The organism is Rhodococcus sp. IEGM 1379, assembly GCF_030056815.1.
Taxonomy (GTDB): domain Bacteria; phylum Actinomycetota; class Actinomycetes; order Mycobacteriales; family Mycobacteriaceae; genus Rhodococcus_F.
Genome location: NZ_JASHKR010000039.1, coordinates 1 through 25,284 on the forward strand (window position 1 = coordinate 1; position 25,284 = coordinate 25,284).

The 25,284-nt window shown below is 60.3% G+C and carries 30 protein-coding genes; 21 read left to right on the forward strand and 9 right to left on the reverse strand.

Annotated features, from left to right (window positions below):
- A partial coding sequence (locus QM600_RS19130) for a PE-PPE domain-containing protein (RefSeq protein WP_283263109.1) occupies window positions 1–433 on the reverse strand: 433 nt, incomplete at its 3' end.
- Window positions 434–542: 109 nt separating this feature from the next.
- Between QM600_RS19130 and QM600_RS19135 the strand changes: the two genes are divergently transcribed.
- Genes QM600_RS19135 through QM600_RS19160 form a run of 6 tightly spaced genes read left to right on the forward strand, consistent with a single transcriptional unit; the run spans window position 543 to window position 4,748 of the window.
- Entirely contained in the window at window positions 543–1,508 is a 966-nt protein-coding gene (locus QM600_RS19135; protein WP_283263111.1) for an L-lactate dehydrogenase, read from the forward strand.
- A gap of 37 nt (window positions 1,509–1,545) precedes the next feature.
- Entirely contained in the window at window positions 1,546–1,929 is a 384-nt protein-coding gene (locus tag QM600_RS19140; RefSeq protein ID WP_283263112.1) for a phage holin family protein, read from the forward strand.
- On the forward strand, window positions 1,926–2,393 hold the full coding sequence (locus QM600_RS19145; protein ID WP_283263113.1) for an SRPBCC family protein: 468 nt from the start codon (window positions 1,926–1,928) through the stop codon (window positions 2,391–2,393). The genes QM600_RS19140 and QM600_RS19145 overlap by 4 nt, the downstream gene beginning before the upstream one ends.
- Window positions 2,394–2,427: 34 nt before the next feature.
- Complete coding sequence (locus QM600_RS19150) at window positions 2,428–3,756, forward strand: WS/DGAT domain-containing protein (protein WP_283263114.1); 1,329 nt, start codon at window positions 2,428–2,430, stop codon at window positions 3,754–3,756.
- Between the two features lie 20 nt (window positions 3,757–3,776).
- Window positions 3,777–4,343 (forward strand): mismatch-specific DNA-glycosylase, encoded by a 567-nt coding sequence (locus QM600_RS19155; protein ID WP_283263115.1) that lies wholly within the window; start codon window positions 3,777–3,779, stop codon window positions 4,341–4,343.
- Window positions 4,344–4,394: 51 nt separating this feature from the next.
- Window positions 4,395–4,748 carry a hypothetical protein gene (locus tag QM600_RS19160; RefSeq protein ID WP_283263117.1) on the forward strand — a complete coding sequence of 118 codons (354 nt, stop codon included), beginning with the start codon at window positions 4,395–4,397 and terminating at the stop codon, window positions 4,746–4,748.
- A 71-nt stretch (window positions 4,749–4,819) separates the two neighbouring features.
- Here the strand turns inward: QM600_RS19160 and QM600_RS19165 are convergent, their stop codons facing one another.
- Window positions 4,820–6,517 (reverse strand): fumarate hydratase, encoded by a 1,698-nt coding sequence (locus QM600_RS19165; RefSeq protein WP_283263118.1) that lies wholly within the window; start codon window positions 6,515–6,517, stop codon window positions 4,820–4,822.
- Between the two features lie 563 nt (window positions 6,518–7,080).
- On the opposite strand from QM600_RS19165, the gene QM600_RS19170 reads away from it, so the two are divergent.
- The 6 genes from QM600_RS19170 to QM600_RS19195 all read left to right on the forward strand — a co-directional run bounded on the left by QM600_RS19170 (window position 7,081) and on the right by QM600_RS19195 (window position 12,505).
- Entirely contained in the window at window positions 7,081–7,206 is a 126-nt protein-coding gene (locus QM600_RS19170; RefSeq protein WP_283263119.1) for a hypothetical protein, read from the forward strand.
- Between the two features lie 371 nt (window positions 7,207–7,577).
- Window positions 7,578–8,576, forward strand: a complete 999-nt coding sequence (locus QM600_RS19175; protein WP_283263120.1) for an alpha/beta hydrolase — start codon at window positions 7,578–7,580, stop codon at window positions 8,574–8,576.
- Between the two features lie 76 nt (window positions 8,577–8,652).
- The gene (locus QM600_RS19180; protein WP_283263121.1) at window positions 8,653–9,138 is read left to right on the forward strand and encodes a VOC family protein; all 486 of its coding nucleotides are present in this window, start codon (window positions 8,653–8,655) and stop codon (window positions 9,136–9,138) included.
- A 186-nt stretch (window positions 9,139–9,324) separates the two neighbouring features.
- A complete protein-coding gene (locus QM600_RS19185) occupies window positions 9,325–10,092 on the forward strand; it encodes a CPBP family intramembrane glutamic endopeptidase (RefSeq protein WP_283263122.1) in 768 nt (255 codons plus the stop codon).
- A gap of 51 nt (window positions 10,093–10,143) precedes the next feature.
- Window positions 10,144–11,544: an amidohydrolase family protein gene (locus QM600_RS19190; RefSeq protein ID WP_283263123.1), complete on the forward strand. Its 1,401-nt coding sequence runs from the start codon at window positions 10,144–10,146 to the stop codon at window positions 11,542–11,544.
- 1 nt (window position 11,545) lies between these two features.
- Entirely contained in the window at window positions 11,546–12,505 is a 960-nt protein-coding gene (locus tag QM600_RS19195; protein ID WP_283263124.1) for a putative antibiotic biosynthesis monooxygenase, read from the forward strand.
- Here QM600_RS19195 and QM600_RS19200 read toward each other — a convergent pair.
- Entirely contained in the window at window positions 12,493–12,720 is a 228-nt protein-coding gene (locus QM600_RS19200) for a PLD nuclease N-terminal domain-containing protein (protein WP_283263125.1), read from the reverse strand. The genes QM600_RS19195 and QM600_RS19200 overlap by 13 nt on opposite strands.
- Window positions 12,721–13,586: 866 nt before the next feature.
- On the opposite strand from QM600_RS19200, the gene QM600_RS19205 reads away from it, so the two are divergent.
- Window positions 13,587–14,381, forward strand: a complete 795-nt coding sequence (locus tag QM600_RS19205; RefSeq protein WP_283263126.1) for a DUF1906 domain-containing protein — start codon at window positions 13,587–13,589, stop codon at window positions 14,379–14,381.
- On the opposite strand, the gene QM600_RS19210 is transcribed toward QM600_RS19205, so the two are convergent.
- Window positions 14,368–14,868, reverse strand: coding sequence for a nuclear transport factor 2 family protein (locus tag QM600_RS19210; protein ID WP_283263127.1), 501 nt, complete (start codon window positions 14,866–14,868; stop codon window positions 14,368–14,370). The two genes, QM600_RS19205 and QM600_RS19210, sit on opposite strands and share 14 nt — an antisense overlap.
- Before the next feature lie 54 nt (window positions 14,869–14,922).
- Here QM600_RS19210 and QM600_RS19215 point away from each other — a divergent pair, with 54 nt between their 5' ends.
- Window positions 14,923–15,099: a hypothetical protein gene (locus QM600_RS19215; RefSeq protein WP_283263128.1), complete on the forward strand. Its 177-nt coding sequence runs from the start codon at window positions 14,923–14,925 to the stop codon at window positions 15,097–15,099.
- Between the two features lie 22 nt (window positions 15,100–15,121).
- Here QM600_RS19215 and QM600_RS19220 read toward each other — a convergent pair whose 3' ends face one another.
- A complete protein-coding gene (locus QM600_RS19220) occupies window positions 15,122–16,552 on the reverse strand; it encodes an MFS transporter (protein WP_283263129.1) in 1,431 nt (476 codons plus the stop codon).
- Between the two features lie 90 nt (window positions 16,553–16,642).
- Between QM600_RS19220 and QM600_RS19225 the strand changes: the two genes are divergently transcribed.
- Window positions 16,643–17,134 (forward strand): MarR family winged helix-turn-helix transcriptional regulator, encoded by a 492-nt coding sequence (locus QM600_RS19225; RefSeq protein ID WP_283263130.1) that lies wholly within the window; start codon window positions 16,643–16,645, stop codon window positions 17,132–17,134.
- On the opposite strand, the gene QM600_RS19230 is transcribed toward QM600_RS19225, so the two are convergent.
- From QM600_RS19230 to QM600_RS19240, 3 genes are all read right to left on the reverse strand, one after another.
- Complete coding sequence (locus QM600_RS19230) at window positions 17,125–17,454, reverse strand: hypothetical protein (RefSeq protein ID WP_283263131.1); 330 nt, start codon at window positions 17,452–17,454, stop codon at window positions 17,125–17,127. The two genes, QM600_RS19225 and QM600_RS19230, sit on opposite strands and share 10 nt — an antisense overlap.
- Window positions 17,455–17,537: 83 nt before the next feature.
- The gene (locus QM600_RS19235; RefSeq protein WP_283263153.1) at window positions 17,538–18,299 is read right to left on the reverse strand and encodes an Rv1157c family protein; all 762 of its coding nucleotides are present in this window, start codon (window positions 18,297–18,299) and stop codon (window positions 17,538–17,540) included.
- Between the two features lie 263 nt (window positions 18,300–18,562).
- Window positions 18,563–18,862, reverse strand: coding sequence for a 4a-hydroxytetrahydrobiopterin dehydratase (locus QM600_RS19240; RefSeq protein ID WP_283263133.1), 300 nt, complete (start codon window positions 18,860–18,862; stop codon window positions 18,563–18,565).
- Between the two features lie 16 nt (window positions 18,863–18,878).
- Here QM600_RS19240 and QM600_RS19245 point away from each other — a divergent pair, with 16 nt between their 5' ends.
- The gene (locus QM600_RS19245) at window positions 18,879–19,304 is read left to right on the forward strand and encodes an NUDIX domain-containing protein (protein WP_283263134.1); all 426 of its coding nucleotides are present in this window, start codon (window positions 18,879–18,881) and stop codon (window positions 19,302–19,304) included.
- On the opposite strand, the gene QM600_RS19250 is transcribed toward QM600_RS19245, so the two are convergent.
- Window positions 19,282–19,458: a hypothetical protein gene (locus QM600_RS19250; protein ID WP_094275203.1), complete on the reverse strand. Its 177-nt coding sequence runs from the start codon at window positions 19,456–19,458 to the stop codon at window positions 19,282–19,284. The two genes, QM600_RS19245 and QM600_RS19250, sit on opposite strands and share 23 nt — an antisense overlap.
- A 337-nt stretch (window positions 19,459–19,795) precedes the next feature.
- On the opposite strand from QM600_RS19250, the gene typA reads away from it, so the two are divergent.
- From typA to QM600_RS19275, 5 genes are all read left to right on the forward strand, one after another.
- Window positions 19,796–21,703 (forward strand): translational GTPase TypA, encoded by a 1,908-nt coding sequence (typA, locus tag QM600_RS19255; RefSeq protein WP_243620464.1) that lies wholly within the window; start codon window positions 19,796–19,798, stop codon window positions 21,701–21,703.
- A 155-nt stretch (window positions 21,704–21,858) separates the two neighbouring features.
- A complete protein-coding gene (locus tag QM600_RS19260) occupies window positions 21,859–23,640 on the forward strand; it encodes an ABC transporter family substrate-binding protein (RefSeq protein WP_283263135.1) in 1,782 nt (593 codons plus the stop codon).
- Window positions 23,637–24,521, forward strand: a complete 885-nt coding sequence (mshB, locus tag QM600_RS19265; RefSeq protein ID WP_502943031.1) for an N-acetyl-1-D-myo-inositol-2-amino-2-deoxy-alpha-D-glucopyranoside deacetylase — start codon at window positions 23,637–23,639, stop codon at window positions 24,519–24,521. The genes QM600_RS19260 and mshB overlap by 4 nt, the downstream gene beginning before the upstream one ends.
- Before the next feature lie 105 nt (window positions 24,522–24,626).
- Window positions 24,627–24,785 (forward strand): hypothetical protein, encoded by a 159-nt coding sequence (locus QM600_RS19270; RefSeq protein ID WP_169632341.1) that lies wholly within the window; start codon window positions 24,627–24,629, stop codon window positions 24,783–24,785.
- Between the two features lie 67 nt (window positions 24,786–24,852).
- Window positions 24,853–25,284: a hypothetical protein gene (locus QM600_RS19275; protein WP_502943033.1), complete on the forward strand. Its 432-nt coding sequence runs from the start codon at window positions 24,853–24,855 to the stop codon at window positions 25,282–25,284.

Below are 25,284 nucleotides of genomic sequence, written 5' to 3' on the forward strand. Positions count from 1 at the left end.
ACTGAACCGGAATCCACGGCGGAACATCCGGGCCTATTCCGGCGACTCCGTGGCCTTCGCAACCGGCGAGCACGCCGGCCGGTTGTTGCGGATCGGAGATTAACCCCACACCGATGATGTTGCGGCCGTTAAATTTTGGCAGGGCAGCGCGAATGACCGTGCACCCTTGCGAATATCCGATGAGCATGACGGGTCCATTGATCTTGGAGATCGCGGTCAGCAGCGCTTTCACTCCCATTTCAGTGCTGTGCCGGAAGCTCGAGCCGCCGTCCGCAACCGGACCGTACGACGCGGGGTAACCGACCCACTGGGCCACGAAGCGATCGTCGAGCTCATCGGTGACAGCACTCAGCAAGCCCACCACACGGGTGCGGTCGTCGCCGGGATGGGATTCTCCGGTGCCGCCGATTGCAAGAACTGTTACGTCAGCCATGATTGCCATCGTTCCTGGCGATTCTGAGAGGTCCACATTGAAAGCCTGAGAGGACGCTGGCAATCCGTACACGCTGCGAAATCGTGACAAAGCGCGCACGATCGAGGGTATGACGACGGCACATCGCTCTCGGAAGAAGAAGGTCTCCATCGTCGGCGCCGGAAGCGTCGGCACCGCCATCGCGTACGCATGCCTGATCCGCGGATCTGCGGATGTTCTGGCGCTCTACGACACGAATGCAGCCAAGGTGCGGGCAGAAGTCCTCGACCTCAACCACGGCACGCAGTTCACTCCGCCCTGTGTGGTCGACGGCGGCGACGATATCGCGGTCACCGCAGGCTCCGACCTGGTGATCGTCACGGCCGGCGCCAAACAGAAACCGGGGCAGTCGCGCCTTGAGCTGGCAGCGGTCAACGTGGAGATCGCGCAAACACTGACCGAGCAACTGCTTGCCGTCTGTCCCGACGCAGTCATCCTCTTTGTCAGCAATCCGGTAGACGTGGTGACGTTTGCGGCAGTTCACGCCGCCGGTCCGTCGTACGCCGGCCGTATTTTCGGTTCGGGAACAGTTTTGGACACCGCGCGACTGCGTTTTCTGATGGCGTCGAAATTGGGGGTCGCAGTCGAGAATGTTCACGCTTTTGTCGTCGGCGAGCACGGAGATTCGGAGATTCCGGTGTGGTCGAGCGCCACGATCGGTGGCGTTCCGGCAACGGATTTCGTGGGTCCTTCCGGAAACGTTCTCGATGCCGAAACCCGGGAGGGGATAGCGACGGCCGTAGTGCAGAGTGCGTACGAGATTATCGCGGGCAAAGGTGCGACCAATCTGGCGATTGGGCTGTCGAGTGCTTTCATGGCCGAAGTTGTACTGCGGGACGAGCAGCGGGTTCTCTCGATCTCGACACTTCAGGATGGAGTACACGGACTCGACGGAGTGTGTCTATCTCTACCGACTCTCGTGGGCGGCGCGGGCGCCGGCCGGGTACTCGAACTGCCTCTGTCAGCCGGGGAGAATGCGGGACTGCGTGCCTCAGCGGAAACACTACGAGAAGTTCAGAATTCGCTCGGGTTGTAATCTGTCGCGAGCTATATCCGGCATATAGGATCGGTCAATGATTAGCTTTCTGATTCGCGCCGCGATCTTCCTGGGGTCCTCGGCCGTCGGACTTCTGGTAGCGACGGCATTGTTGTCGGGCTTCACGGTAAGCGTCTCGGGTTTCATCACCGTGGTCGTGATCTTTGCAATTGCGCAGTCGGTTTTGGCACCGTTCATCGCCAAGATGGCCAAGCGTCATGCGCCGGCATTTCTCGGCGGAATCGGATTGGTATCGACGTTCGTCGCGCTGCTCTTAGCATCGATTTTCGCGAGCCTGTCCATCACGGGTGTCTCGACGTGGATTATGGCAACAGTCCTCGTGTGGCTCGTGACGGCCGTCGCAACCTTGGTTCTGCCAGTGCTGTTCGTTCGCAAAAAGGTGCAGGAGCGAAAGGCATGAGTTCCAACGAATTTCTTGTCGAACGCAGCACGGTGGTCAACGCGGACACGTCCAAGATCTTTGCGTTGATCAACGATTTCCATCAGTGGACGCAGTGGTCACCGTGGGAAGGCCTCGACCCGGCGATGCAGCGCACCTACGCGGGGCCGGATTCGGGGGTCGGAGCGTCGTACGCCTGGTCCGGAAACAAGAAGGCAGGTTCCGGATCGATGTCGATTACGGAATCTGTTCCGAACGAGCGTGTGGTGTTGGATCTTTCGTTCCTCAAACCGTTCAAAGCGCAGAACGTCACGACATTCCTGCTGGAACCGCAGGGTGAGAATGTGGCCGTGACGTGGAGAATGACCGGAAAGAAGAACTTCTTCTTCAAGGCCTTCGGGTTCATTTTCAGCATGGACAAAATGGTGGGCAAAGATTTCGAGAAGGGTCTTGCACAGCTGAAAGCTGTGGCCGAAAAGGGCTGACGCGCCCGGTGGTACCGTCTCCCGGGTGTTACGGATGACGCCCACCGACGCCCAAACCTTCTGGATTTCGGAGAAGATCCCCAACGATCAACTCCTACTGTATTGCTTCGAGGGGCAATCGGAGTCCATCGAAGACATCAGGCGTGCGCTGCTCGAACGTGCGTCGACCATGCCCGATCTTTGCGTGCGCATTCGTGAGGTGCCATGGCATCTGGACTACCCCCTGTGGGAACCGATGCCGGTCACGCAAGCGTTGGTGGTGACGCACAAGCTTGCTGAGCTGTCGTGGGATCAGTGCATCAACTCGATCGAGGTGCTCCTCGAGAATCACGTCAATCCGCGTGCAACACCGTGGCTGTTGCATTTGTTCGAAGGTGTGCGCGGCGCACCGCGTTGCGACGGACCGGCATTGATTGCTGTTCTGCAGGTGGCTCATTCATTGGCCGACGGTAAACGTGCCACGGCAATTGCCCGCACACTCTTTTCGCAGGACGCACTGCCGCTCGAAATCATCGACACCCGCTCGACCAGTTCGGCGCAAGTGCTTGTGCGCGCAGCATTGCGGCTTCCGGGCCAGATCTTCCGACTCTTCCGTGACGGCCGCGCCGGACATGAGGCGCAACTACAATTGGAAGCCGACACAGCAGCTGAAGTTGTTGCGCCCCAAGCTCCCAACCGGACCAAGGTCCGATCGAACATCGCGCCGGGGCCACACCGACTGGTGCGGATGGTGGTGCGCGACGCGGCAGATTTCCGGGCTGACGGAGTCTCCGTCACTGTAGGAGCCATGACGGCAATCTCCGTTGCCATGACCAACTATCTGACCGCAGTGGACGGTTCTGTTCCGCCGGAGTTGGGCGCTGAGGTGACCATTGCGAAGGACGGAAAGCCGAAATCCCGCAACCACTTCCGCAACGCTGGAGTCGGTCTCTTCCCTGAGGTTCCAGACCTGCGTGAGCGTGCCGAGCGCATCAAGGAATCGATGGCGGAGCGTCGAGCGCGAGCGGCTCACCCATCCAGCGCGGCATCAGATCTGGCGATGGAAGCCGTTCCGGGACCGCTCATCCGTTGGGGTGTGCAGCAATACGATTTCACGGCGATACCCGAAGCGGTGACAGGAAATACCGTCGTTTCGAGTGTGGCGCGCGGCGCTGCGGACCTGGTGCTCGGCGGCGGCGTTGTGCGATTCACCGCTGGATTCCCGAGTTTGTCGCCAGTCATGTCACTGACGCATGGAGTGCACGGAATCGGGGATACGGTGACGATCAGCATCACCACCAGTCCGTCGTCGATCCCCGATATCGATCTCTACGAAAAGCTGATGCACGACTCGATCGACGAGGTCCGGAACGCCTTTTCCTGACGGTCTGATCTACTGGCGCTATGGGATTCACGCGGGCGGAGTTGGAGTCGTATCGCGACGCCGAGATCGATGACCTGATCGGTCCTGGTTGCCGATTGCTGTTTGTCGGGATCAATCCGGGATTGTGGACTGCGGCGACGGGTGCGCATTTCGCCCGGCCGGGTAATCGGTTCTATCCAGCGTTGCTCCGAGCGGGCATTATCGAGCGGGAGATCAATCCCTCCGACGGGATGTCCGACGAAGACAAGCAACACCTGATCGATCGGGGTGTGGGTATCACCAACCTGGCGGTGCGGGCGACGGCGCGGGCGGATGAACTCACTGCCGAAGAATTAGCGGTGGGTGGAGTTCGGGTGCATCAGGTCGTGAAGGAAACCAAGCCGGTGGTGGTTGCCTTTGCCGGAATCACTGCCTATCGAACGGCTTTCGGCGACAAGAAGGCCAAGGCTGGTCGGCAGGACCAGGATTTTGAAGGGGCGGGCTTGTGGATCGTGCCCAATCCGAGTGGACTCAATGCACACGAGACTGTGGATACTTTGGCCGCTAAGTATCGCGCTGCTGCGCTTGACGCGGGAATTCTCGAGTGAGATTTACTCGGTTCAGTCAGTGCTTCGCAAACTAGACACTACAGTTCACCTATGTCATTTCTTTACAACATCTTTGTGTTGATTCATCTACTCGGTATGGCTGCGTTGGTCGGTAGTTATTTCATGGTTCTCAAGGCTCCGTCGATCACCGAGGTCATGGTCTGGGGAGCGCGTATCCAGTTCATCTCCGGCCTGATCATCGTCGGACTGGGTGAAGGCGCGCTGGATAAGAACTACATCCACGCGAAGATCGCAGTGAAGTTTGTCCTTTCACTGGTCATCGTTGCCTTGGCCGAGATCACGAGGGCCAAGCAGAACAAGGGGCAGCCCAACCCGAATCTGGTGCACGCCGTTGGTGGACTGTCCATCGTGACAGTGTTCGTGGCAGTTCTCTGGACCTCGTAGAGGTTATCCAGTCCTGATACAAAAGAGCCCCGGCGAATCGGAATTCGCCGGGGCTCTTCGGTATCGAGGGGTCAGAGACCGGGACGCTTACCGATCGTCAGGGTCACTTCACCGGTGTGAGCAAAGAAGTCGTTGCCCTTATCGTCGACGACGATGAATGCCGGGAAGTCTTCCACGTCGATCTTCCAGACAGCTTCCATGCCCAGTTCGGCGTACTCGAGGACGTCGACCTTCTTGATACAGTCGAGGGCCAAGCGAGCGGCGGGTCCGCCAATTGATCCGAGGTAGAAACCGCCGTGCGTGTTGCACGCATCGGTGACCTGCTTGGAGCGGTTTCCCTTGGCCAGCATGATCATCGAGCCACCAGCTGCCTGGAACTGCTCGACGTAAGAGTCCATGCGGCCGGCGGTGGTGGGACCGAACGAGCCGGATGCCATACCGTCGGGGGTCTTGGCAGGACCGGCGTAGTACACCGGGTGGTCCTTGAGGTACTGCGGCATTTCTTCGCCGGCGTCGAGGTTCTCTTTGATCTTGGAGTGCGCGATATCGCGGGCTACGACCAGCGGCCCGGTCAAAGCAAGTCGGGTCTTCACCGGGTGCTTGGACAGCTCTGCGAGGATCTCGGCCATCGGCTTGTTGAGGTCGATTTTGACCGCTGCGCCCTTACCGGTTCCGGAGATTCCGTCGGTCTCGGCGTCGAGCTGCGCGTCGGTCACCTCAGGAAGGAAGCGGCCCGGGTTGAATTCGAGCTGTTCGAGGAAAATGCCCTCGGGCGTGATCTTGGCCTTCGCCTGACGGTCTGCGGAGCAGGACACGGCAATGGCGACGGGCAGCGAGGCACCGTGGCGGGGGAGACGTACGACGCGGACGTCGTGGCAGAAGTACTTGCCGCCGAACTGTGCGCCGATGCCGATCTTCTGCGTGAGCTCGAAGACCTTCTTCTCGAGTTCGTGATCGCGGAAACCGCGGCCGGTGATGGCGCCTTCGGTGGGCAGTTCGTCGAGGTAGTGCGCGGAGGCGTACTTGGCCGTCTTCATCGCGAACTCGGCCGATGTACCGCCGACAACGATTGCGAGGTGGTACGGCGGGCACGCTGCGGTGCCGAGTGAGCGGATCTTGCCCTCGAGGAACTGCATCATCGAGTCGGGGTTCAGGATCGCTTTGGTTTCCTGGTACAGGTAGGACTTGTTGGCGCTGCCGCCACCCTTGGCCATGAACAGGAACTTGTACGAGTTCTCATGTCCGGCAGCAGTATCGGCGTACAGCTCGATCTGTGCGGGCAGGTTGTTGCCGGTGTTCTTCTCGTCCCACATCGTGATGGGGGCGTTCTGCGAGTAACGCAGGTTCAGACGCGTATAGGCGTCGTACACACCGCGGGCGATGGACTGCTCGTCGTCACCGGGAGTGAGAACGTGCTGTCCACGCTTGCCCATGACGATGGCGGTGCCGGTGTCCTGGCACATCGGAAGCACGCCGGCAGCGGCGATGTTTGCATTCTTCAGGAGATCGAGGGCAACGAACTTGTCGTTGTTGGATGCCTCGGGATCGTCGAGGATGCTCGCCAACTGCGTCAGGTGGTCGGTACGCAGGTAGTGATTGATGTCGTGCAGTGCCGTTTCCGTCAGCAGACGCATCGCTTCGGGCTCAACCTGGAGGAAGGTCCGGCCGTCCGGGCCTTCGACCGTCGACACCCCTTCGGTGGTGAGTAGTCGGTACTCGGTGGTGTCTTCACCGATCGGCAACAGGTCCTCATAGAGGAAGTCGGCCATCATTTCTCCTGAACAAGGGGGCGTGCGAAGGACCTGTTCAGGTTATCGTTGGGGGTTTTCCGCGAACACGCGGGGCGGGTGCGCTCGTCGGTTCACGGTGATAGGCCAGTGGTTGGCCGGTCGATTCGGACAAGGTCACGGGGAGGTGTCGACCACATGCAGTGACTTCGCATCCTGGCAGCAACATTGCTGATTCGTTCCTGCGGATTGATGAAAGTAGTAAATTTCCTGTATCTGACTGCTTACTGGTGAGTCGCAATGATTACTGGTGGGTCGCAAGGGAATTTCAAAATATTACTATCCGATAGCCAATCAAAATCAGCGCCGAAGCTTGATTCAATGCAATTTTTCCGGACTGGAATGGATATGAATGGAATTTTTCCGAAATTTGACCGCAATGGTCGAAATAGAAACCGTGTGTTCGGAATTGCTTGCGAACGGGTCGTTTGCATTGTTAATGTGACTCGGGTCACGGATAGATTACAAAGTTTGCAGCTGCCACAGGTGCTCTCGAGTGCCCCGTGACCTCACGGCAGTTGGCCACCGACTTTAGGAGATTCGCTATGGGTTCAATGGAATCGGTACTTGGAGCTGCACTCGGCGGACTTGGTTCCCTCTTTGTTGGGGACAAGCTTTTCGCGTCCTTCTTGGGCTCGATCGAGACCAATCTCGGTAGCTTCGGCGCCTAGCTCGTTTGCCGGACCCCTGTGTTTCCGAACAACAGTGTTTCCGAACAACAGTGTTTCCGAACAACTGTGTTTCGATCACCAGCGGTTCTGTAATCAACAGTTTCCCTGTGCGCATGTAATGCGCCATTCGACAAAGGACTTCTTATGGGCTCGCTCGACATCGTCAAGATCCTGACCACCGGTTCCAGCGCAATCGGGACTGAATTCTTCAACATTCTGCTGGCACTGAGCGGCAACCCGCAGCCCACGCTTTAAGTAATCTGCGAAACGGCCCATGTGCATGCGCATGGGCCGTTTTCGTGATTTCCTGATCATCGCCACGCGATCGAGTTGTCAAGGACGGATACATGGACCTACGGAGAAGAAGTGCAGTGCGATCTGCGCTGGCGCTCTCGTGCTTGGTTGCCGGCGTTCCGATCCTGGCAACGCCGACGATCGCGGCCGGCGAGTCGTTGCCGGCAAGTTCGGTGTCGGCTCAGTCCGCGCCCGAAATTACGAGTGTCGTAGAACTATCGTCGGGCGTTCTACTTCTTGATGTCGCGAGTCCGGCGATGCAGCGCACGGTGCAAGTGAAGGTGCTTTCGCCGTCGGATACGTCGGTTCCGCAGGGGACGCTGTATTTACTCGACGGAAATTCGGGAAGAACCGACGACAGTAACTGGATCGACCCTACTGCCGGAAACGTCGTTCCGTTCTTTGCCGACAAGAACGCCTTTGTGGTTCTTCCGATCGGCGGCACCGGAACCATGTACACGGACTGGCAGGAAGATCACCCGAAGTTCGGCCGGCTCAAGTGGGAAACCTTCTTGACCAAGGAATTGCCGCCCTTGATCGACGCGAAGTTCAATACCAACGGACGCAATGCGATCGGCGGTATCTCGATGGGTGCCGAGGCAGCTCTCATGCTTGCTCAGCGTGCCCCCGGACTTTATGACGCAGTGGCGGGTTACAGCGGGTGCTATACGACGGTCGGCGGTTTCGGCAAAGCTCTGACAGACCTCGTCGTGATTAACGGGATGGCTACTTCGGAGCAGATGTGGGGGCCCGTCGACAGCCCGGCGTGGCGTGAACACGACATCTTCGCCAACGCCGACAAGTTGCGTGGCACAAAGGTGTATCTGTCTTCGGGTACCGGCCTACCCGGCCCACACGAGACGCTCGAGACCCCAGAACTCGCTCGGGTTGTGATCGTCGGCGGTGTCATGGAATTCGGTTCCACACTGTGCACCGACCAGATTTCGCAGGTACTGCGTGACAACGGCGTCGACGTCACCCGCAGCGCGCAACCGGTCGGCATACATGGATGGCCGTACTGGCGTGACGAGTTGGTCCGTTCATGGCCACTGCTCGAGTCGGCTTTGGCGGGCTGAGACCTCCACGGCTCGTCCGATGATTTTCGGCCGCCCGGGCGGTCTATCCCTACGAACACAAACGTAAGGAGTAGCCATGCCCACAATTACGCCATGCCTGTGGTTCGACACCCAGGCGGAAGAGGCAGCAGAGTTCTACATCTCCGTTTTCGGGAAGGGAAAGATCCTCGGAATCGAGAGATACGGGGAGGGCTCGCCGTCCGGTCTCCCTGCAGGGTCAGTGATGACGGTGAGTTTCGAACTGGACGGGCAGCGGTTCACGGGATTGAACGGCGGACCGATGTTCACCTTCTCGGAGGCCGTCTCGTTCGAGATTCCGTGTGTTGATCAGGCCGAAGTCGACCACTACTGGTTGGCCCTCAGCGAGGGAGGTGAGGAAGGCCCGTGCGGTTGGCTCAAGGACAAATTCGGTTTGTCGTGGCAAGTTGTTCCGAACCGGCTATTGGAACTGATGCAGGATCCCGACCGCGAAAAAGCTCAACGAGCGGTCGACGCGATGATGAAAATGAAGAAGATCGATGTTGCTGAACTCGAGCGAGCGGCCGCTGCCGGCGCACCCTGATCGTCACGGATGTCGTGGTCCCACCGCTGTGAGCGTCGACGCAAAGGGTGGCGGGCACCACTGCAGCGTCGGTACACTGGACTGAGTGAACTTTCAGCTAACGGGCACGCAGTCGGTGTTTGCCCGGGCTGCCGGATCAGCAGTGGCTACTTACGAGTGGGCTGCGGAAGTAGGTGTCGTCCGCGTATGAGCGTTCCAACCGTGCCGAATGTTGCTGCTGTAGGTCTCGATCTTCCTTCTCCGCGCTTTCCGCGTCTGCATGCGTACATCGACATTGCCGTGGTCATCGCTGTGCTGGTGGGAACCAACTTGATCGCGCACTTCACGACGGTGTGGGCGAGTATCGCGACGGTGCCGATCTCTGCCCTCGTGCTCCTGGCTATGAGCAAGCGTCGGGGGTTGGGCTGGGCCGAGTTGGGTCTCTCACCGAAGCATCTCCGGAGCGGATCGAAGTACGCGCTCATTGCAGTCGGCCTGGTACTGACCGTAGTTACAGTGGGTGCTTTGCTTCCGTTGACCAGGCCTTTCTTCATGGCCGATCGGTATGCGACGGTCTCCGGTGCCATCATCGCGTCGATGATCGTGATCCCGCTCCAGACCGTGATCCCCGAAGAACTCGCTTTCCGCGGAGTTCTCCACGGGACATTGAATCGAGTGAGTGGATTCCGCGGTGTCGCGGCGGCGGGCTCTTTGACGTTCGGCCTGTGGCACATCGCGTCGTCGATGGGGTTGACCAGTGGTAACGCCGGATTGTCGGGCTTTCTGGGCAACGGTGTAGCGGGTCAGATTGCCGGTATTCTGGGCGCTGTTCTCGCGACCGCGGCAGCGGGACTGGTATTCACCTGGTTGCGTCATCGCAGCGGCAGTTTGATTGCACCCATCGCGTTGCACTGGGCACTGAATGGCGCGGGCGCTCTGGCCGCAGCTTTTGTGTGGCACGCAACCATGAACTGATCGAGACAAATCCACCAAGCGCTGGCGGTGCGACTGTGATTTGCTGAATGAGTGACACAGTTGCATCGGGGCCATGTCTTTCATATTTCCGGTAGCCCGACCGTCGACAAGGCGGCCGACGCGCTCGTCTCCGTTCCGGACGGCGTACTGGCATTCGACAACAATGGCGTCGTCGTCTTCTGTGGTGACTACGAGAATCTGCCCGAGCAGTTCCGGCACGGTGACATGCACGATCACCGTCCCGGATTCCTGCTCCCCGGATTTGTCGACACCCACATTCATTTTCCGCAGGTATATGCCGGAGACGCGTACGGCGGCGGGCAGTTACTCGAGTGGCTCGACCTCTGCGTCTTCCCATCCGAATCACGCTTTGCCGATCCGGATTTTGCCACTCATGCGGCCGCATCTTTTTGTCAGCGACGGATAGCCACCGGTACCACTGCGGCGATGGTTTTCGGCTCCGCATTTCCCCACGCGCAGGACGCGCTGTTCGCAGAAACTGTGCGACGCGGCCTGCGCGTGGTCAGTGGCCGAGGTATCCAGACGGTGGGGCCGGATTCGGCCGCAGCACTGATCACGTCGGAGGAAGACGCGATCAGCCTGACCCGCGCCGAGATCGAACGTTGGCACGGCACTGACACAGGTGATGTCGACACCGCACTTCTGCACGTTGCCGTCGTGCCGCGATTTTCCTTGGCGGTCACGACGGAGACCCTGAAGAACCTGGGGGAGTTGTACGACGAGGTTCGGGAACGTGGCGTCTATTTCCACAGTCATCTCAACGAGAACAACCGGCCGGGAACCGGTGAGGTAGCGACCACCCTCGCGCAGTACCAGGTGAACACCTACCTCGACACGTACGACGGCAAGTTCCTGCCGGGCTCACAGATCGGCGGAAAGTCGTTCCTCGGACCGCGCGCAATTCTGGCGCATTCTGTTCACTGCCAGGACGCCGAGCTGGCCCGAATGGCGGAGACGGGGACATCGATCGCGCATTGCCCGACGTCGCAGCAGTTTCTCGGCTCGGGCACGATGCCGTGGAAACGAACCGTCGCGGCCGGCGTCAACATCGCGATTGGTTCGGACTTCGGCGGCGGTGACGAGTGCCTGATCTCGCAGGTTCTCGGCGACGCGTTCAAAGTGCACATTTCCGAGGTCGGTGATGCCGGAATCTCGATGCATCCGGCGGAGCTGCTGTTCACGGGAACGTTGGCCGGGGCTCGCGCGCTGGACATGGAGAGCCGCTTCGGCAATTTCGACGTCGGTAAGGAAGCAGACTTTCTGGTTGTCGATCCGAGTCGCTGGGCACCGCTCGAAGGTTTGATCAACCACGGAACCCGCTCGCCGGATCCGGTCCTGGCGCGTGATCAGACCTTGTTCGGCCTGCTGATGGCGATGCGCGAGCCGGCGATCTCCCAGGTCTACGTCCAGGGTCGCAGGATCTCGGACTGACGTGTCGGGTTCCGCGACTGTCGTCACGGCGTATCACCGCTTCGCGAGCGGCAGCGGCGATGCGTTCCAGGAGTGGATTGCCCGCGCTGTCGACGCGGCCAAGGAGGAGGAAGGCTACGTCGGCAGCTCGGTCAGTGATGGTTCCGGACCTGCGGATTGCGGAGTCTCCCATACCTTTACCGGGGTCGAAGATCTACATCGGTGGCTTGATTCACCCGAGTTTGCACAGGTCGCGGAAGACGGTGCGGCGCGCGGAGTGCTGGCAAAGAGCTCGGATCTTGTTCTGGTGGAAGGAATTCCGCCGCCGCCGGGAATTGGGGTGTATGACCATACGGTTGTCGCCGGGAGGCAAACCGAATTTCTTCGGACGCAGCACCTCTTGATCAACGCGAGTTCCCACTTCTCCGGATACGAGGGCGCGCTGCTGCTGCGGTCGGTTCAGGACGCGACTCGGTGGAAATCGGTTCTGCGTTTTCGAACGGAACAGCAACTCGCCGTGTGGATACGGTCGCCGCAACGGGCCGAGGTGTTGCCGGAACTACGCGCGGAGTTGGCCGAGGATTTCACCGAGACCGTGCGATCGACACCGTTCGGCACGATCTTCCGTACCGAGAACGGGCACACTCGCGTGACTCCGAACTGGAAGACCGCGATGATCGTTCTGCTGGTTCTCTACCCGACCGTCATGACGTTGTCGCGGTTTCTCGGCCCGGTGCTCGACGACTTCGGCGCATCACCGTGGTTGTCGATGTGGTTGAGCCAGATCGTCAGCGTCGGTGCGATGACGTGGTTCCTGATGCCGGCGGCCACACGCTGGTTCGGTCGGTGGTTGGACCCGATCGACGGCGCGAAACGTCGCACCAACACCCGGGGCACCGTTGTTGTCCTGGGTGTCTACGCGGCGACGCTCGCGCTGTTCGCTTCCGTTCGATGGCTGCAGTTCTGGGATTACTTCGACTGAATGCGTCCGCGCCGGAAGTAGGCGATGGGTCCGACGAAGTTGATGGCAATGATCGCAGCCCATGTGGTTTTGCTGCCGTTCACGGTCGCTCGATCGCGTCGAGCAAGATCCGCCCAGGCCGAGACTGCGAGGATTGATTGGACGGCGAACATCGCGATGATGATGCGTCGTTGGCGGGCCGAGAGCTCACTCCAGGACTTCTTTTTACGGTTCATGACCTCACTCTGCCGCTCCCCGTGGCCCGTGGTTGTCGCAACGCGAATCGAAACCACGCGAAATAAGTGTGAGTAGCGTCACAGCCGTACCGGTCTGGTTGGTGCCGAGTGGGGTTCCGTGGCCTCGGCAGGAGCGTAAAGAACTCGTGAATGCGCGTCATGGCTGACTGATTGCGCGCAATTCGCGGATGTCGACGCCTTCCGTGATCGGTGGTCCGCGCGGGCAGGCAAGATACGTGGTCAGAAAGTTAATTAAGTAAGGCTTGCCAATATTCTGGCGCATCGTAAGAGATTGCCAAAAAATAGCCATTTCCGGAAATCGTGTTCGGATACCGTAAAGAACTGGGCGTATTGTCGCAGTTTGGTTACATTGATGGGTTGCTACCTGTGCATATGACGTAGTTCCGGCGAGAGGAAGATGTAACGTACTGGACACATTTGGTGTCGCAGAAGTAACGGAAGGGCTCTACTGTTATCCCCAGCAGCCAGACAGCGGCTCGCCATCACGGACAGTTCATCACTGACAGGAGCAATAACAATGCCTAGTTCTTCGGATATCTCAGACTTCCTCGGTGCCTTCTCCGCTCTGTTCAGCTTCCTCGACTTCATCAGCGGAAGCGTCGAAGGCGTAATGCCGAAGTAGGTCCAGAAGACTTACAGAAGATCCAAAGCGGTGCCCCCGAGTCTCGGACTCGGGGGCACCGCTTTATGTCGGTCAAAGGCTGTGGGCCGAGCGGTCTGCGAAATTTGGGGCTGATGTTCCGCAAGTGTCAGACGGGGCGGTGGGACTGTGATGGAATCGAGCCGAAAAGGTTATTTCGACATTTCGCCCAGATTGGGCGAGCCATGCCGTTGATCGGAGCACTGTGCACGTTTCACGAAGGAATCTGTTCAAGTACGCGGCCGCGGGGTCCGCTGCCGTGGGCCTGGCCGCGCTGGGTGGAACCACGTCGGTAGCAAACGCCGGCTCATTGGGAACGCTTCTCGACTACTCGGCCGGAGTCCCGTCCGCTCAAGCGATCCGCGCGGGAGGCTATGCGGGTGCCATCCGTTATGTATCGGACCGTCGTCCGGATGCGAACTGGATGATCGGCAAGCCGGTCCGAGCGAATGAAGTCAATGCGTTGTCTGCGGCCGGATTGCAGGTTGTGTCGTGCTACCAGTTCGGTAAGGGTGCTACGGCGGACTGGCGGGAGAAGTACGAAGGCGGCCGGCGCCATGCCGCGCGGGGGCTCGAGCTCCACCGGGCGGCCGGTGGCCCCGCAGGAGTGCCCATTTATGCGTCCATTGACGACAATCCCAGTCCTTGGGAGACGGCGAACCTGGTGCGGCCGTACCTCGAAGGCTGGGCATCGGTCATCGGCAATCAGAACCTCGGTATCTACGGCAATACAAAAGTTATCGACGCAATGATCGGCGCCGGCATCGGAACCTGGTTCTGGCAACACAATTGGGGGTCGACAGGGGTACACCCCCGGGCGCATCTACATCAGTTCGAGATCGACAAGCGGCAAGTCGACGGCGTAGGCGTTGATCTGAATGCGATCCTCGCCGTCAACTACGGGCAGTGGTCGTTGGCCGGGTCGCCTCTTCCCGGCCTGCCACTCGGATCCGTCCTACCTGTCTTACCTCCGCTACCTCTCGGATCTATCGCACCATAGCGCCGAATTTGGCCAACCAGGCGCGGGCATCCTCCGGGAGGTTGCCCGCGGCTTCGGCGGCCAGGCACCAGGCTTTGGTCATCGAAAGAAAGTTCATCGGGTTGTAGGCGTCTTCTTCACGGGACCACAAGCCGTCGCCCGCGTAGTGGAGGATCGTGATGTTTGCGGCACCGTGAGTCGAAGCGTCGCCCGGATCTTCCATCGGATTATCGATTTCGGCGATGATCCATCCGCGCTCTTCGTCGATCACGTGCCAGTTGGCGGGGAACTCCGTCATACGATTTCCCGGAAACTCGGTCATCGTGCGAGTTACCCACTTGCGTACGGCTTCACGGCCGTTCAGTGTGCCGAAGGCATGTTCGACGTAGACGACGTCTTCGGTGAACATGTCGGCAAACGCATTCCAATCACCACTGCGGGTGCATTCGACGACGGTGTTCTGGAACCCCGCGAATGCGCGATCAAGTTCTGAGCGTGTCCAAGCCATGTGTGACTCCTTGGTCGGTCGTTCAAGGGGCAGGCAATCGAATCAAATTAGAACATGTTCTTCTTGGGTTGCGTCGGCGATTCGCCCGACTCCGACCGTGCGGTACCGTCGTTGCCGGGTCGGGAACCCTTACACGGAAGGAATCTATTCATGGATCTGCTCATCAACTTCATCTACTCCATGCTGTCCGCGTTGCAGACCGGCAGCATCGAAGGTTCCTCGTCGAGCTAGCGCCGCCGCGAGGCTGATTCCCTTATGCGGCTTTCCGTTTGGGAATCAGCAACGCGAACAACATGGTGGCGCCCGCGGCGATGATGGAAAGCAGGAACGTAGCTCTGAACATGTCGAGCGTCGGGAAAACACGGTCGTGGACAACAATTGTGGCGCCGGCCAGTACAACGCTCACGACAGCGGCGGAACTCGACGTTCCGATCGATCGCATCAGTGAGTTCAACCCGTTGGCGGCAGCGGATTCGGTGATCGGAACTGCTCCCATGATCAGGGCGGGCATGGACGAAAATGTCAGCCCGACGCCGGCGCCGATGATCATTCCGGCCAGTGCGATCTGCCAGACGGTCGACGTCGCGAAATATGCGACGGCATAACCGAGTCCGACGATGAAGCCCCCCACAGTCAAGGTGATCCGGGGCCCTTTCCACATCGAGAGCCGAGCCGAGACCGGCGAGAGCGCCATCATGACAAGGCCGCCCGGAGCGAGCGCCAACCCGGCGGCGACCATGGAAAGCCCCATTCCGTAGCCGGTTTCCTTGGGCGCCATCAGAAGTTGTGGGAAGGACAGCGAATTTCCGTACATCGCAAACCCGACCGATATCGATGCAAGGTTTGTAAACAGGATCTGTTTCCGGGCGGCGATGCGCAGGTTGACCAGTGGCGCATCCAGTCGTAGTTCCCACAGTCCCCAGATAACAAAGATCACTGCCGACGACGCGAGGAGTCCCAGAGTCTTCGGATCGCTCCATCCCCAAGTTCCGCCCTTGGTGATGGGGAGAAGAAGTGCAATCAGGGCCGCGGCCAGTCCCAGCGCGCCGATGAAGTCGAAGCGGCCCGGACGGCGCACCGTGGACTCCGGAATGACGAAGTGCACCGACAACATGCAAACAGATCCGAGTATTGCGGATACGACGAACAGGTAGTGCCAATCGGCGCTCTGAGCGATGATTGCGGCGACCGGTAGGCCAATCGCCCCGCCGACGCCCAATGTGGCACTCATGACGGCCATGGCTCCGCCCACCTTCTTGGGTGGCAGAACGTCGCGCAGGATGGCAATGCCCAGTGGGATCGCGCCCACGGATGCCCCTTGGAGTGCTCGGCCGATCACCAGCACGATGAGTGAGTGGGCCAGGGCGCAGATGACGGAGCCGAGGACAACCAGACCGAGGCTGACCAGGATCATTCGTTTCTTGCCGAACATGTCGCCGAGTCGACCGCTGATGGGGGTGATCACGGCGGCGGCGAGGAGCGTCGCGGTGATGGCCCACGAAGTGTCGGAAGGGGAGGCGTCGAGCAGGACCGGTAGTTGCGGAATGATCGGAACGACCAGAGTTTGCATCAGTGCAACGACGATCCCGCAGAGTCCCAGGACTGTCAGGATCAGTCGCGGTTTCACGGTTGGCGCCGGGTCGGCATGAGTGCCCGCATTCAGTGGATCTGCGTGAACGGACATGTAACTCCCGATGCAATTGGGCGGTGCCTGGCTGTGCGGCTGGAACCGCTCTAAGTGTGCACGCTACACATTATGTGTATCCTGCACAATATGACCGCCGTGCAAGGGCCGACGCCTGACCGAAACAGTGAATTGGTTGATATCGAGTACGAACTGACATTGTTGTCGCGATATCACGCACTGGCTCAACGCGCGGAGCTTCATCTGGACCGTTCCGCCTATCTTCTGCTCGGGCGTCTCGAACTGGACCATCCCAAGAGCCTCAAAGAATTGTCTTGCGCATTCTCTTTGGATATCTCGACCATCAATCGGCAGATCGGGGCGCTTCGGCGCCAGGGACTGGTTGAGCGCGTCGAAGATCCCGAAGGCGGTCTGGCTCGGAAATTTCAGCCGACGATTGCCGGTCTGTCGAAACTCCGTGCTGACCGCGAGCATTCGATTGTCGGCGTCGGAAGGGTGCTGGGGGATTGGTCGCCGGACTCGAGGCGTGCGCTCAGTGAGCTTCTGCGGCAATTCAATCAATCGGTGGAAAAACTCGAAGGCCGTGACTGGCCGCGGCCGATTTCGGCGGATCAGGTTTGAGCGCCTGAAAGGCTCGAATCAGGTTCGGGCGCAATGACAACAAGCTTCGGATGATCCTCCGGAGACGAATGGTTTCCGCGCCACGACATCAGTGACCACCGCGAAAGTCCGGACAATGCCGAGCCCAGGCTGGCGAATGATCCGGAACTGAGGAATGACGCGGTCGAGCCGATACTTCCGACGGACAGAACCGAGAAGGCACTTCCGATCGAGAGGATCGAGTACGCGCTACCGATCGAGAGAATCGATCCTTCGGAGCGGATCGACAAAATTGATCTACTTCGTGAATGCCCCTTGCTGTCCAAACGTGAATGTCCCATTCCTTGGTCTATCACGGCACGGAAGCGCACAAAAGAGGCCCGCCGAAATTCGGCGAGCCTCTTTTGTGTTGCGTGTGTTCAGATCAAGCGACCGCGAACATGCCTACGGTCGGCAGGAAACTGCACGTGATGCGCTCTGCGCCTTCGGGCTGTGTGGTCAGCGAACCGCTGATCACGGACAGTACGCGTCCCGGGCCGGTGTCGGCGATTGCCGACAACGTGGCGGGGCCGTCCGGGTTGATGCGAGCAGCGTTGGTGAGGTTCTGGGTAGCGCCGCGCTGGTTGTCGATGTTGATCCACGTGACCGTCATCGGTACCGGCTGGTCGTCGGTAGCCGGAGCGGTGCCGAGGGCTGTGAAGACAAATCCGGCCTGACCGGCGGCAGGTCCCGGAGGCGGCAGTTGCGCCGGGCCGGGAACAGCGAGGGCGGTGCCGACGGAATCGGCGGTCGCGCCGATGCAGCCCTTACCCAATGTCGGGTAGAGGAACTGGGCGATGACAGGTGCGTTCTCGTTCGGAATTTCCGGTCCGCCGCCGCCGCTGCCGTCGAGGAAGGTGATGACCTTCTCGAGGGTGGCCTTGAGCTCAGGCGGAAGTCCTGCGGAATTGAGAATCGCACGTGCCTGGTCGAGCAGTGCGGCCTGCGGGTTGCCGGCGACCTGCATGTTGCCTGTGGCATCGACGGGACCAGCGGCTGCGCCGATGATGGCGGGGGCAAATGATGCCAGGAACTCGATCGGCACACTTCCTGGTGCCGGCGGAGCGGCCGGATCGGCCATCGCCTGTGCCGGCAATGCCAGTCCTGCTACTGCGGCAATTGCGACGGCGGTGAACGCCCTACGCATACCTCGGGTTCGAAGCACTGTTTCCCCATCCATTGGTCATACTGCGCAGATGCCGGGGCACCCACGTTTGACGGCTCGAGGGGTCACTCTATGTACAGAGCCCCCGGGTTGTACAGCTGTTCAGTTTCTGATCAGCTACGGATCCCGCAGGAGTCTATTACATGACTGGCCCCGATATGATTTCTCGGCGACCATACCTGTGGCAGAAGTGATCTATGTGAATGTTGATGCAACTGTTATGTCGGCTTATTCAGTTTCGGGGCTTATTGGCTCATGAAATTCTGAATGAGAGCATCAATTTTCCGAGCAAACTTCACGTCGAGTTCGGTGATACCTCCAGCCGAATGGGTCGACAGTGTGTAGGTGACTTTTCGCCAGCGGACATCGATATCGGGGTGATGATCGGCGGCCTCGGCAGCGGCGGCGACCTCTTGCAGGAGCGCGATTGCGTCCGGGAAGGTCGAGGATTCGACGGTGCGCGAGATGGCATCTCCGGTGCGGTGCCATTCGGGTAGGTCGGCGAGGGCTGCGAGAATTTCGGAATCGGACATCACGGTGGACATACTCCATCATGGTGTCATGAGCGACGAGCCTGCAAGGGAGTACGTAGTAGTGGCCGGCGCGATCTTCCGCGACGGCCGACTGCTGCTGGCACAGCGAGTCCGGCCACCGGAGTTGGCCGGCAAATGGGAGCTGCCGGGCGGGAAGGTCGAGGAGTTCGAGTCGCCGCAGGAAGCCCTGGAGCGAGAATTAGCCGAAGAACTGGGCGTCGAGGTTCGGTGTGGATCCCGGATCGGCGTCGATGTTGCACTCGGTAAAGGGCGAGTGTTGCGGGCGTATCGCGTCGACATGACGGAAGGCAAGCCCGAGGCGCTTGATCACGCGCAACTCGCGTGGGCCGACGCGGACAGCTTGGAAAAGTTCGATCTGGTGGCGAATGACGAGGCCTGGGTCCCGGATCTGCTCGCCGAATTGAGATCGCTCAGGCAGCCCGAGCCTTCTTGAGGCCCGCTTTCAGCTCCTTCTTGGATGCTCCGGCGCTTTCGAGCTTCTTCATGCGCATGATGACGACGGGGCATTTGATGCAACGGGTCTTCTTGCGGCAGCACTTCTTTTTAGGCTTGAGCTGTGAGACTTTGCTTGCCTTGACTTTACCCATGTGGCGCTGCGGCTTTCCTGTGTCGAGATGGCGGAGAAACCGCACTTCAAACAAGGTTAGCGTACCCTTAAGCGGGGTGTTTGACCAGGCGTAACCGCAGATGGATTCAGGGTGTTGTAAATCACTATCTGCAGGTCGGGGCCGTGATAGACACCGCACTATGCGCGAGTCTGCGCTCAGAGCGAGTAGGATTTACTAGGCCGCGGTGCCTTCTCAAGGCGATTCGTGCACCTACTCGGATCACACATTCGTACAGCGGCCACCAGAAGAGCCGTGCGTGCGAGTTTCGCGTGGCCGAATCTACTCAGCCGAATTACTCAGCCAGGAGAGCCATCGCGTGACCACCACCAGCTTCCGTAACGTTGCCATCGTCGCACACGTCGACCACGGCAAGACCACCCTCGTTGACGCCATGCTTCGTCAGTCCGGCGCCTTCGAGGAGCGCGCCGAGCTGGTCGATCGCGTCATGGACTCAGGAGACCTCGAGCGCGAGAAGGGAATTACGATTCTCGCGAAGAACACCTCCGTACATAAGCGCAACGAGGACGGCTCGATCACCGTCATCAACGTGATCGACACCCCCGGCCACGCCGACTTCGGTGGAGAGGTCGAGCGCGGCCTGTCCATGGTCGACGGTGTTGTCCTGCTCGTCGACGCTTCCGAGGGCCCGCTTCCTCAGACCCGCTTCGTGCTCCGCAAGGCACTTGCTGCCTCGCTGCCCGTCATCCTGGTCGTCAACAAGACTGACCGTCCCGACGCGCGTATCGAAGAGGTTGTCGCCGAGGCTCAGGATCTGCTCCTCGACCTCGCATCCGATCTCTCGGACGAAGCAGCCGAGGCCGCCGAGCTCGCGCTCGGCCTCCCCGTCCTCTACGCCTCCGGTCGTGAAGGCAAGGCTTCGACCGTGCAGCCCGAGAACGGCCATGCGCCCGACGCCGAAGACCTCGAAGCACTTTTCCAGGTTCTGATGGAGTACGTCCCGGCCCCCAAGGGCAAGGCCGACGCACCCCTGCAGGCTCACGTCACCAACCTTGACGCCTCCGCATTCCTCGGTCGCCTCGCGCTGGTTCGTATCCACAACGGCGAACTGCGCAAGGGCCAGACCGTGTCCTGGTGCCGCGAGGTCGACGGCGAGCCCGTCATCACCAAGACCAAGATCACCGAACTGCTCACCACCATCGGTGTCGAGCGCGTTCCCTCAGAACTTGCTGTTGCCGGCGACATCTGTGCTGTTGCAGGTTTCCCGGACATCATGATCGGCGACACTCTCGCGGATCTCGACAACCCGGTGCCGCTGCCCCGCATCACCGTCGATCAGCCGGCCATCTCGGTCACGATCGGCACCAACACGTCGCCGCTCGTCGGCCGCGTCAAGGGTCACAAGCTGACCTCGCGCATGGTCAAGGCTCGCCTCGACCAGGAGCTCGTCGGTAACGTCTCGCTCAAGGTCCTCGACATCGGTCGCCCCGATGCGTGGGAGGTCCAGGGTCGTGGAGAGCTCGCACTCGCCATCCTCGTCGAGCAGATGCGTCGCGAAGGCTTCGAGCTGACCGTCGGCAAGCCGCAGGTGGTCACCCAGACCGTCGACGGCAAGATCCACGAGCCTTTCGAAGAGCTGACCATCGACAGCCCCGAGGAATACCTCGGCGCCATCACCCAGCTCCTCGCAAACCGCAAGGGCAAGATGGTCCAGATGGCGAACCACGGCGCAGGCTGGGTTCGTATGGAGTTCATCGTTCCTTCGCGTGGACTCATCGGCTTCCGTACGGAATTCCTCACGGACACCCGCGGAACCGGTATCGCCAACGCTGTCTTCCACGGTTACGCACCGTGGGCCGGCGAGATCCGTGCGCGCCACACCGGCTCGCTCGTTTCGGACCGCTCCGGCACGGTTACCCCGTTCGCCATGATCCAGTTGGCTGACCGCGGAACCTTCTTCGTCGAGCCCGGCGCCGACACCTACGAGGGCATGGTCGTGGGCATCAACCCGCGTCAGGAAGACCTCGACATCAACGTCACCCGCGAGAAGAAGCTGACCAATATGCGTCAGTCTTCCGCAGACGTGATGGAGACCCTCGCAAAGCCGATCAAGCTCGAACTCGAAGCAGCCATGGAATTCTGCTCCGGCGACGAGTGCGTCGAGGTCACCCCGGAGGACGTCCGCGTCCGCAAGGTGCACCTCAACGCAACCGAGCGCGCTCGTGAGCGCTCGCGTAGCAAGTCCCGTGACAAGGCTTCTCTCTAGTCTTTCGCTGGTAACAACCTGACAGGCGAATGTGCCTTTTGCTCGGACTTCCTCCGGCGAAAGGTACATTCGCCTTCATGGTTTCCAGGAACCTTGCAAGCCTGGGAGTCGTGGACAGAGGGGCGCACTGCACCTCGTACGGAAGGAATTTTTCTGTGGTTGGTGGACGTCGTTACCTGGCGTTGGTAGTGGCTGTGACGGCATTGTCGTTGGCTGCTTGTACGGCAGATCCGCCTCCGCCGGTCGAGAGCACCGAGACGGTCAAGCCGACGCCCGCACCGACGACGCCGGCGATGAAGGTGGTGTCGGTCGGCATCGACGAGGTTGGCGACGGATTCAATCCGCACCTCCTCGCGGACCTGTCCCCGGTCAACTCGGCAGTGGGTAACCTCGTGCTGCCCAGCGTTTTTCGTCCGATCAGCTCGGCTGTCCGTCCGGGAGTGACCGAGTGGATGCTCGACGACTCGTTCGCACTGTCGGCAGAGGTGGTCTCCGAGGCGCCGTTCACGATTCGCTACCAACTCCGTAACGAGGCACAGTGGTCGGACGGTGCGCCGATAGCGGCCGAGGATTTCCGCTACCTGTGGCAGCAGATGATTTCGGTTCCCGGAGTCGTCAATCCTGCCGGGTACCAACTGATTCAAGACGTGACGTCTTCCGGTGGCGGAAAGACCGTGAACGTCGTCATGCGTGCGGCCTATCCGGCGTGGCGTGAACTGTTCACCGATCTTCTTCCGTCCCATCTGATCAAAGACACCCTCGGCGGCTTCAGTACCGGCCTCAGTGAGGGAATCCCGGTGTCGGGGGCGCATTTCCACGTCCGTTCGGTCGACCGCGGCCGCGACGAGATCGTTCTCGAGCGCAACGACAGGTTTTGGGGCAAGCCCTCGGATCCGGACCAGATCGTGATGCGCCGCGCGGGAACCGCGGCACAAGTGGCCGACGCGATGCGTACCGATGACTCCCAGGTCGCGCAGATCCATGCCGGTAGCTCCACCGAGATCCAGCTGTCCGCAGTTCCGGGAGTACAGACCGCCTTTACCTACGTGCCGCGCACTCTCGATGTGACCGTGAACGGGCGCAGTGCCATATTTGCCGATGTTCGTGTCCGGAAAGCCGTACTGGGACTTCTGGATTCCGATCTCCTTGCTGTGGTGGCTGCGGGCAGTGAGTCTGCTTCGGCGCCTGCCAAAGCTCAAATTCTCTCGCCGTCCGACCCGGGCTACGCACCCACTGCGCCACCCAAGCAGAGCCGCGAGCAGTCGGTCGAACAACTCGTGGAGGCGGGCTATGTCGTGGAGCCGCCGAGCGGCCCCGTGCCGGTCGGAGGAACCGTCGGACGCATCGTCCGCGACGGTAAGCCCCTTACTTTGGTTGTCGGGGCTCCGGAAAACGACGATATCGCAATCGCGGTAGCGAACACCGCTGCCGACGAGCTACGGGATGTCGGAATTGCAGTAACTGTGAAATCTGTTCCAGCAGAAGAGTTGTACGGCAAGGAACTTACGACGGGACGCGTCGACATGGTGGTGGGCTGGGTTCGTGCCGGTGCCGACCCGGCGACGTCCTTGGCCTCTCGATTCAGTTGCCCGCTGGTTCCGATCGTGGCGGCATCGGTAACTCCGGCGCCCACCCCGGTGACACCGACACCTACCACTGCACGTGAGTTCAATTCCGAAGCGCCGAGCAATATCTCGGGTCTGTGCGATCCGTCGTTGCAGCCACGGATCGACGAAGCCCTGAGTGGTATAGGAGACTTCGGTGCCTTGATCGCGGATGCCGAACCGAAACTGTGGGATCTGGCGGCCGTATTGCCGATCGCGCAGGACCGCACGCTGGTTGCCACGGGAACCGGGGTGGAAGGCGTCACCCTGGTCAGTCCGGTGCAGGTCGGAATTTTCGGTAATGCCACCAACTGGGTGAGGGTGAAGAAGTGACCATCGAGACCAAACGACTCCTCCTGGTACACGCACACCCCGACGACGAGACGATTACCACCGGCGGAACCATCGCCCGGTACGTCGACGAAGGCGTCGAGGTTACTGTCCTTACCTGCACGCTGGGTGAAGAGGGTGAGGTGATCGGTGATCGTTGGGCCGGTCTCGTCGCCGGTGAGTCGGATCAGCTCGGTGGATACCGGATCGCTGAATTGACGTCTGCGCTCTCGGTGCTCGGCGTAAATGCTCCTCGATTCTTGTTGGGAGCCGGTCATTTTCGTGATTCCGGAATGATCGATACCCCGTCGGCCGCCAATCCCCGGGCATTTGTCAACGCTGATACCGAAGATGCTGTTCGCGGTGTGGTTGCGGTAATCCGTGAACTGCGTCCGCACGTCGTGATCACGTACGACACCAACGGTGGGTACGGGCATCCCGACCACATTGCGGCCAACATGATCACCACCGCTGGGGTCGACGCTGCCGGTACATCCGTTTACCCGGAAGCCGGGCCGCCGTGGACGCCGCAGAAGTTGTATTGGACGGTGACCGAACGCAGTTCGTTGGAACGAGGGATCGCGTCCATCTCCGAGTTCCCCGAGCAGTGGCGATTGCCGGAACCGGGCGAACTGCCGAGCGTCGATGATGCCGAGGTCACCACCAGGATCGATATTGGTGCGGTACTCGAGTCCAAGGCCGAAGCTCTCGCCGAGCACGCGACCCAGGTGACGGTCGCTCCGAGTGGCACCGAATTTGCGCTCTCCAACAACGTGGTGCAACCGATTCTGCCGGTGGAGCACTTTGTTCTCGTCCGGGGTGCGCTCGGTGAAGTCGGCGGCGACGGTCGTGAGAGCGATCTGTTCAGCGGTACACACGACTGACCTGGCAGTTGTGGGTCAGGCATTGCGGCTCACACCGGAATGCGATGTGATGCATGTCACCGGACGGGTGGTCCTTCGGGTGACAGCAAGGATGGTGGCGCGCACATGTTCAACTGGGACGTACAGAATCAGATCGTCGCGTTCGTCGATTCTCTTCGACCGATGGCGGGTTTTTACCACGATCAGTACTACGGATCGCTGTACGCGTTCGCGGATCAGCAAAGTCACCTCCTGACGTTGCTCGGGTTCCCGCCGGTTCCGTGATCGTGCATCCTTGCATGGAAGGGACCCGCGCTCACCGGTGTTACTCGGATAGACCAAAATTGAGTCCATGACCACGGCCCCGCCGACCTCGAACACAAACATCGTGAAGTCAGAAGGAATGTCGTTTCTCGATCCAGTCATTCTCGGTGTTCTGATTTTCGATGGATTTCTGTGCGCGGTGCTGGCGGTGATCTTTCTTCCGAGCTACCTCGGCACCACACCTTTCCCCGTCAGCATTCTTCTCGCCGCTGTCGTCAACCTCGTTTTGGTCATTGCCGCGCGGACGGTGACGACGGCAGGCAAAGCGGCGCTGCCCCTGGCCGGCTGGATCGCCGGATTCCTGTTGTGCATGGTCGGCGGTCCGGGCGGGGACGTTCTGGTGCTGTCGTCGCCGTTGACTCTCCTCCTTCTCATCGGTGCGCTGGCGCCGGCAGTTGTGTATTTGTTCAAAGTCGCGAGCACAGCCCTCACGTCACCCAAGGATTTCGGCCGCGCATAG